This window comes from Brevibacterium sp. AGC70 (genome assembly GCF_057334195.1).
Window position 1 is genome coordinate 146,900 of record NZ_JBHFIH010000006.1, and the last position, 7,978, is coordinate 154,877.

The window sequence follows — 7,978 nt, forward strand, 5'->3', positions numbered from 1 at the left end:
CCGGAACAGTGTTCCGGGCCACACGTGTATCAGTTCAGCGCAGTCGCTGCGCGCCGATGTGAATCAGATGGGGACTCAGTCCTCTTCTTCTTCCTTCTTCTCGACGACCAGTGTCTCAGTTGTGAGAACCAGTGCGGCGATCGAAGCGGCGTTGCGCAGTGCCGAGCGGGTGACCTTGACCGGGTCGATGATTCCGGCGCCGATGAGGTCGCCGTAGGAATCGGTGGCGGCGTTGTATCCCTGGCCGGAAGCGAGCTCCTCGACCTTGGACACGACGACGTAGCCGTCCTGGCCGGCATTTTCAGCGATCCAGCGCAGAGGCTGGACGACGCCGCGCTTGACGATGTCAGCACCAGTGGCTGCATCGCCGGTCAGGCCCAGGTCGTTTCCGGCCAGAACCTTGGATGCGTGGATCAGAGCCGATCCACCGCCGACGACGACGCCCTCTTCGATGGCTGCACGAGTAGCCGACACAGCGTCTTCGACGCGGTGCTTGCGTTCCTTGAGCTCCACCTCGGTGGCGGCGCCGACCTTGATGACTGCGACACCGCCGGAGAGCTTAGCCAAGCGCTCCTGCAGCTTCTCGCGGTCCCAATCGGAGTCGGTGTTCTCGACCTCGCTGCGGATCTGGGCGACCCGACCGTTGACGTCCTCGTCGGAGCCAGCACCATCGATGATGGTGGTGTTGTCCTTGGTGACGGTGATGGTGCGGGCGTTGCCGAGCTCTTCCAGAGTGACCTGGTCGAGCTTCATGCCCATATCAGCGGTGACGACCTGGCCACCGGTGAGGACTGCGAGGTCCTCGAGGATCGCCTTGCGGCGGTCGCCGAATCCGGGAGCCTTGACGGCGGCAACGTTGATGATGCCGCGCAGCTTGTTGACGACCAGCGTCGACAGAGCTTCGCCTTCGATGTCCTCGGCCACGATGAACAGAGGCTTTCCGGCCTGCTGCACCTTCTCCAGCACGGGGAGGAGCTCCTGGATGTTGGAGATCTTGCCCTGGTTGATGAGGATGAGCGCGTCGGAGAGCACAGCTTCCTGGCGATCAGCGTCGGTCACGAAGTGCGGCGAGAGGTATCCCTTGTCGAACTGCATTCCCTCGGTGATCTCGAGTTCCACAGATGCGGCCTGGGACTCGTCGATCGTGATGACGCCGTCCTTGCCCACCTTGTCGAAGGCATCGGCAATGAGCTTGCCGATCTCTTCGGACTGAGCGGACAGACCGGCGACGTGTGCGATCTCCGAGGAGTCGGCGACATCGCGAGCGATGGTTCCGAGTTCGGTGGAGACAGCCTCGACGGCGGCTTCGATTCCGCGCTTGAGGGCACCTGGTGCGGCGCCGGCGGCAACGTTGCGCAGACCTTCGTTGACGAAGGCCTGTGCCAGGACAGTCGCGGTAGTGGTTCCGTCACCGGCGATGTCGTTGGTCTTAGTGGCAACTTCCTTGGCCAGCTGAGCGCCGAGGTTTTCGTATGGGTCGTCGACCTCGACCTCACGAGCGATGGTCACACCATCGTTGGTGATCGTGGGTGCGCCCCACTTCTTGTCGAGAACAACGTTGCGGCCCTTGGGTCCCAGCGTCACCTTGACGGTGTCCGCGAGGATGTTCACACCCTTTTCGAGTGCACGACGGGCCTCGTCGTTGAATTCCAGATTCTTAGGCATTCGTCCTCCTGTCAGTGATGTAGTTGTTCAGGGGATTCAGCCGATGACGGCGAGCACGTCACGAGCCGAGAGCACGAGGAACTCTTCTCCTGCGTACTTGACTTCGGTGCCGCCGAACTTGGAGTAGATGACCTTGTCGCCGATGGCCACGTCAACTGGGACGCGGTTTCCGTTGTCAGCAACGCGGCCTGGGCCCACTGCGACAACTTCGCCTTCCTGAGGCTTTTCCTTGGCGGTTTCGGGAATGACCAGACCACTGGCGGTAGTCTGCTCTGCTTCGACCTGACGGATGACAATCCGATCTTCGAGTGGCTTGATGGAGACCGACATATCGGGCCCTCTCCCTTCGCTGGGGTTCAATTCTTCTTTGAGTCAGACGGCGGCGTATGCCATGATCCACTCGTCGTCGCGGGTGCCGAGCGGATCGACCGTCTCATAAAACTGGCACTCAATGAGTGCTAGTGCTAATTCGACTTTAGAACGCTCTTAGCACTCGGTCAACTCGAGTGCCAAGGATTGTCCACGCTCTGGGCGAAACTCCAGGAAAGGTGCTCGAAGACGGCCCGGCGAGGGCAAAGCTGGACCACTTTCCCGTGCAAGATGGCCCTCTCGTGAATGCAAGTACGGACCCGGGAGATGGTCTCCCGGGTCCGTACTTGTGGCTGTCGCCTGTGACTTGATCGCTTCAGGTCAGCGGTGGCACTTCAGGCCAGCGCTTGCGCTCTGGATCAGGCGCAGGCCCACTGTCCCCAGCCGGCTTCAGCCTGCAGCTTCTTGGCACGATCGAACTGTTCCTGTGGGCTGGCATCGATCGGGTTGCCGCTGCCGCCCATGGCCTCCCATGTAGCTTGCTTGAACTGGAACAGGCCGAAGTGGGCGTTGTTCGACTTGTTCACTGCGCGCGGGTTGAACTGCGACTCGCACTCAGCAACCTGGTACCACTTGGATCCCGGTCCGCCGAGCATGTCCTTGATCTCCTGGGTGCTCATGTCGCCACCACCGGAGCCGCCGCCGGTGCTCTTGTCACCGTCGTCGGAGCCTCCCGAACCACTGTCAGAGCCGTCACCTGTTCCGGCGTCCGAACCGTCGGAGTCGTCTGGCTCTTCAGCAGGGGCTTCCTTCTTCTTGGTGCCCTCGATGACGACCTTGGCTTCAGGCTTGGAGAGGACCTTCTCGCCCTTCTTCTCCTTCTTCACCTCTTCGCCGTTGACGGTCTTGACCTTGTAGGAGACCTGCTTCTGGCCCACCTTGCCTTCGTCTTCGACCTTGGTCACGCCTTCGAAGAGGGAGTCCGACTTCTTGGTCTCAGTCTTAGGCTCGATGGCCTCCTTCTCCTTGACCGTGTCGTTCTTCACGCGGTTCAGGGTGAGGACCTGGCCGTCGGAGACCTTGGACCTGAGAGGCACAGACATGAAGTCGTCCTTGTCGAGCTTCAGCTTGGTCTCAGCGAGGGCTTCCTTGGCGGTCTCTGCTGCGGCCGAGACCTTGTGGTCCTTGCCATCGGCAACGATTGTGAGATCCTTGGCGGTCGTCACATCGATGTCGTTGCCTTCATCTTTGAGTTTCTGATTCGGCTTGGTGTTGAGATCCGCGTTCTTCGCGTCCACACCGAGGTCGGCCAATGCCTGACCGACGGTGTTCGCATGCGTCGTCTCATCGCTCTTCTTGCCGTCGACGGACAGTGAGATTTCCTTCGCGGTGTTGACGGTGATCGTCATATCCCGCGAGATCTTCTTGTCTACGCCCGGCTTGATCTGGTCGTTCTTCTGGATGTCGAGGTCGCGGCTGTCGAGGACGTCCCCCACGGTTCCACCGAAGGTCCGAACTTCCTCGGACTGACCATTGACATCCAATGTCACTGGCTTGTTCATGGTGACCACGGCACCCGTGCCACCCACGAGTCCGGTAATCACGACCGCCTGTGCAGCAATTTGCACTTTGCGGTTCTTGAGAAAATCAATCACAAAAATATCCCTGGGGCAGAGGTCATCAACTCATCCACTGTAACCGATTCGTTACAAGATACGCAAAACATTACGAACATGTAACAGAGGGGGTGCCTGAGCTGGCGCTCTGACCAGGACTTCCCCGTGTTTCCGGGCTTGGTCACAATCGTGACATTTGCCCGCCGAGGTGGCTGATCGAGCGTCAACCCCACCCCCGCCGAGGCTGTCGTTGAGTCACCGCCTCATCGAGTTCGTCGTTCAGTCCCAGCCTCCCAGCGCGGTCTCCGCGTTCTTCCACACTGCGGCACAGAGGTCCTCTTCGCTCATCCCGCGCACCTCGGCGAGCTTGCGTGCCGTCACCGCGGCCAGATACGGACCGCCCGGCTTGCCGCGGTGCGGGTGCGGGGTGAGGAACGGAGCGTCGGTCTCGGTCAGCAGTCGATCCAGCGGAGCCGCAGCCGCGGCACGTCGGAGCTCATCGGCGTTCTTGAACGTGAGGTTGCCGGCAAAGGACATGTAGTACCCGGCGTCTGCGCACTCGCGGGCCATCGCCTCGTCACCGGAATAGCAGTGGAAGATCGTGACCTCGGGGGCACCTTCCTCACGGAGGATGCGCAGCACGTCGGCGTGGGCCTCACGGTCGTGGATCTGCAGGGCCTTGCCCGTGCGTTTGGCGATCTCGATGTGGGCACGGAAGGAGCGCTGCTGCTCGGCGACACCTTCTTCACCGGTGCGGAAGTAGTCGAGGCCCGTCTCCCCCACCACACGCATACGGTCATCGGAGGCCACGAGCGACTCGATCTCTGTGAGGGCGTCGTCGAGCATACCTCGTTCGGCCAGCCTCGGCGCCTCATTCGGGTGCAAAGCCACACCACCGAGCATCCACGAGCGGCCCTGCTGTGACTGCTGCGTGACCAGCTCGGTCGTCCACCGTGCGGCCGGCAGGTCACAGCCGATCTGCACGATGCGCTGGACTCCAGCAGATTGGGCGGTGTCGAAGAAGAAGTCGAGGCTCGGGAACTCTTCGTCCTCGTCGGGCCGGACCTCGGGCTCGGGTTCGCCAGCGCCCAAGGGCAGTCGCACACCCGTGCAGATATCGAGATGCGTATGGGTATCGACGACGGGGTGGGCCAGCGGCTCAGGCACCGGAGGATAGGTTCCGGCGGCGCGAGAGGCCATTATTCGGTCTCCTCCACGAACTTGGGGAACACCGGGACCGGCTTCGGCAGTGGAATGCCCGGCTCCAGCGGGAAGTCGATCGCAGCGAATGAACGAGGATCCACCTCGGCGCCGGCATCACTGTCAGTCGCTGTCGGCAGCACCTTCGCACCGGCTTCACCGATGCCCTCGGGCACGCCGAGGAGGTCGAGGATCTTGCCGGCGGAATCGGGCATGACCGGCTGGATGAGGATCGAGATGATGCGCACGACCTCGATCGTCACCCACAGCACGGTGGCCATGCGGTCGGCATCTGTCTTCTTCAGCTTCCAGGGTTCCTGGGCGGAGAAGTAGCGGTTGGCTTCGGAGAGCACCTTCCAGCAGGCCTCGACGTAGAGATGGAGGGCCTGTGTGTCGACGTGGCGGCGGGCGGTTTCGGGGACCGCGCGGGCCAGCGCCAACAGCTTCTCGTCATCTTCGGTGAGCTCACCGGGACGGGGAACCTGTGCCTCGCAGTTCTTCGCGATCATCGACAGCGAGCGCTGGGCGAGGTTGCCGTACTCGTTGGCGAGGTCGGAGTTCTTGCGGGTGATGATCGAGTCCTTCGTGTAGGACCCATCGTTGCCGTAGGAGAACTCGCGGAAGAGGAAGAAGCGCAGGGTGTCGAGGCCGAATGCGTCGACGAGATCGATGGGGTCGACGACGTTTCCGACGGACTTCGACATCTTCTCACCGGCGTTGAAGAGGAACCCGTGGGCGTGGACGCGCCCCGGCAGCTCGATGCCGGCGCTCATGAGGAACGCGGGCCAGTAGACGCTGTGGAAGCGGATGATGTCCTTGCCGATGATGTGGACATCGGCGGGCCACCACTTCTTGAACGACTCCTCGTCGTTCGGGTATCCGGCGGACGTGATGTAGTTCGTCAGCGCGTCGATCCACACGTACATCACGTGCTTCTCGTTGCCTGGCACGGGCACACCCCAGTCGAATGTCGTGCGCGAGACGGAGAGGTCCTTCAGACCCGAGGCGACGAAGGAGGCGACCTCATTGCGGCGCGAATCGGGGCCGATGAACTCCGGGTGCTCTTTGTACAGCTCGAGCAGCTTGTCCTGGTACTTGGACAGACGGAAGAAGTAGGACTCCTCTTCTGTCCAGGTGACCTCGGTGCGGGTCTCCGTGGACAGGCGAACACCGTCGACGACCTCGGTCTCGTCCTGTGTGTAGTAGGCCTCGTCGCGGATCGAGTACCAGCCGGAGTAGGTGTCGAGATAGATGTCGCCGGCTTCTTCGAGCTTGCGCCAGATCGCCTTGCACGACTCGTAGTGGTCCTCGTCGGTGGTGCGGATGAACCGGTCGAACGTCGAACCCAGCGCGAGCTGTGTGTCGCGGAAGTTCTTCGCGTTGTCGTCGGCGAGCTCCTTGGGCGTGATCCCGAGCTTGTTCGCCGCCTGCAGCATCTTCAGCCCATGCTCATCGGTACCGGTGCTGAAGAACACATCGTGGTTGTCGAGGCGCTTGAAGCGCGCGATCGTATCGGCCGCAATGTACTCATATGCGTGCCCGATGTGGATGGCCCCATTGGGGTAAGCGATAGCTGTCGTCAAGTAATAACCCATAGGTCACTCAGTCTAAGGGACGCCAGCGCGCAGGCGCGCAAGGGTCCGCGGGAGTCGACCCCCGAGCGTGCACGGGTGGGTGCGTTGGGGCGCAGAGGTGGTGCGCCGCCGCGGGCTGGGCGGAGTAGGGGCCGCGGGGTGGGCGGAATAGGGGCCGCGGGCTGGGCGGAGTAGGTGCCGTTCTCCAGTCGAAGTCAGGTTGAGTTGGTTGCAACCAGCTCAACCTGACTTCGACCGGGGAGTCCCACACCCGACGCCTCTCCTGCACCTGTAACGACCTCAGATAGCCGTCTTCTTCTGACAACTCTTCTTCAGCTGTGGTGCTTGGGCAAACAGTTTCCGTGAAAAGGTCGCCACGTCGAGAACCTCGTTGAATTTGAAGCGGATCACTGTGTATCCCATGGACAGCAGACGGTTGTGCTGGTGGCTCTCCTTATTCATCCGGTCGAATCCGGCACCGACGTATTTCTGGGTCCCGTCCACATACAGTGCGACCTTGGCAGTTTTGAAGAGGAAGTCCAGTCGAGTCAAGGTTCGGTACCCCTCCTTGACGTCGAATTGCTGAATGAAAACGTGTAGCCCTAGCAGGTGCAGATTCAACGAAGCACGACTCTCTGCGTAGCTTTCTGACAGCGGCGAGACCAACCCGCACAGAGTCAGTGCGCGCTTCCGCCCGGCGGCCATTCGAGCTCTCGCCGGACCGAACAGCTCCGAGACTTTCTCGGGCAGGTGGTGCATGAGGTCAGGCGGGTAACCTCTTCGAAAGATTGCTTCTTCGTCGTCGCCGAGCATCGAGGCGCGGAGCACCTGCTCCATAGCAGCGAATCCCCCTGCCGGACCGAGGACACCAATGAGATCGAGTGCAGTTCTGGCCCGGTTCGTCACAGCAACCCCGTCCAGGATCTCTACATCCCCAGCTACGATCCGACGTTGAAGGCGAACGAGCTCACCGCTTCTCGAACCGGCCCGTGGATTGATCACAGATATCGGATGAGAGTCGATCCCGAACATCCCGAGTTTATGAAGTCGCGCAGCCGATACGCCCCAGACCACATCACCGTCTCGATACGACGGATAGGTGAGGACCCGTAGGCGATCGAGGTGTTCGAGGTATCTGGGTCTCTGCGAGCGCTCCAGGTATGTGCCTTCTTCGTGATAACGAATCCACTCGTCATTCTCTGCGAAGATCAGGAAGACGCTGTGGGCAGGAACGCCACACCGCCGGACCACCGAGTACACTCCTCGGCATAATTTGAGCAGACAGCAGCCCAGTGACGAACGGATGAGCGTCGTCGTCGCACCTGCGGCTCTGAGATCACGAAAATAGACAACGTTGTACATCACGCCATAGTCGGCTGACGGAACCCACATTCACCAGTCCGAAAACGAGCCCTGTGCACGAGCTGCATTCGTCCACCGGACACTTACGCCGAGGACATTCGTTCCTTCACAGGGCTTCGCACGTAAGTGGCTGATCCCCATCTGAGCAGCTGCACGGACAGCCTGCTGGCTCGGCCGCGCTGTTTCCAGAGAGCCGTGCCAGCACATACACAGTCGAAGTCAGATTGAGCTGGTTGCAACCAACTCAATCTG

The 7,978-nt window shown here is 61.2% G+C and carries 6 protein-coding genes; all 6 read right to left on the reverse strand.

Annotated elements, in window-relative coordinates:
* Window positions 1-75 precede the first annotated feature (75 nt).
* Window positions 76-1,665 (reverse strand): chaperonin GroEL, encoded by a 1,590-nt coding sequence (gene groL / locus ACE03M_RS04645; protein WP_143924274.1) that lies wholly within the window; start codon window positions 1,663-1,665, stop codon window positions 76-78.
* 36 nt (window positions 1,666-1,701) lie between these two features.
* Window positions 1,702-1,995, reverse strand: a complete 294-nt coding sequence (groES, locus tag ACE03M_RS04650) for a co-chaperone GroES (RefSeq protein WP_009883265.1) — start codon at window positions 1,993-1,995, stop codon at window positions 1,702-1,704.
* Between the two features lie 398 nt (window positions 1,996-2,393).
* Window positions 2,394-3,578, reverse strand: a complete 1,185-nt coding sequence (locus tag ACE03M_RS04655; protein WP_485932915.1) for a ubiquitin-like domain-containing protein — start codon at window positions 3,576-3,578, stop codon at window positions 2,394-2,396.
* Between the two features lie 291 nt (window positions 3,579-3,869).
* Complete coding sequence (locus ACE03M_RS04660; RefSeq protein WP_143924276.1) at window positions 3,870-4,790, reverse strand: TatD family hydrolase; 921 nt, start codon at window positions 4,788-4,790, stop codon at window positions 3,870-3,872.
* Complete coding sequence (gene metG, locus ACE03M_RS04665; RefSeq protein WP_143924277.1) at window positions 4,790-6,385, reverse strand: methionine--tRNA ligase; 1,596 nt, start codon at window positions 6,383-6,385, stop codon at window positions 4,790-4,792. The genes ACE03M_RS04660 and metG overlap by 1 nt, the downstream gene beginning before the upstream one ends.
* 279 nt (window positions 6,386-6,664) lie before the next feature.
* Entirely contained in the window at window positions 6,665-7,177 is a 513-nt protein-coding gene (locus ACE03M_RS04670) for a DUF559 domain-containing protein (RefSeq protein WP_485932916.1), read from the reverse strand.
* Window positions 7,178-7,978: the final 801 nt, after the last annotated feature.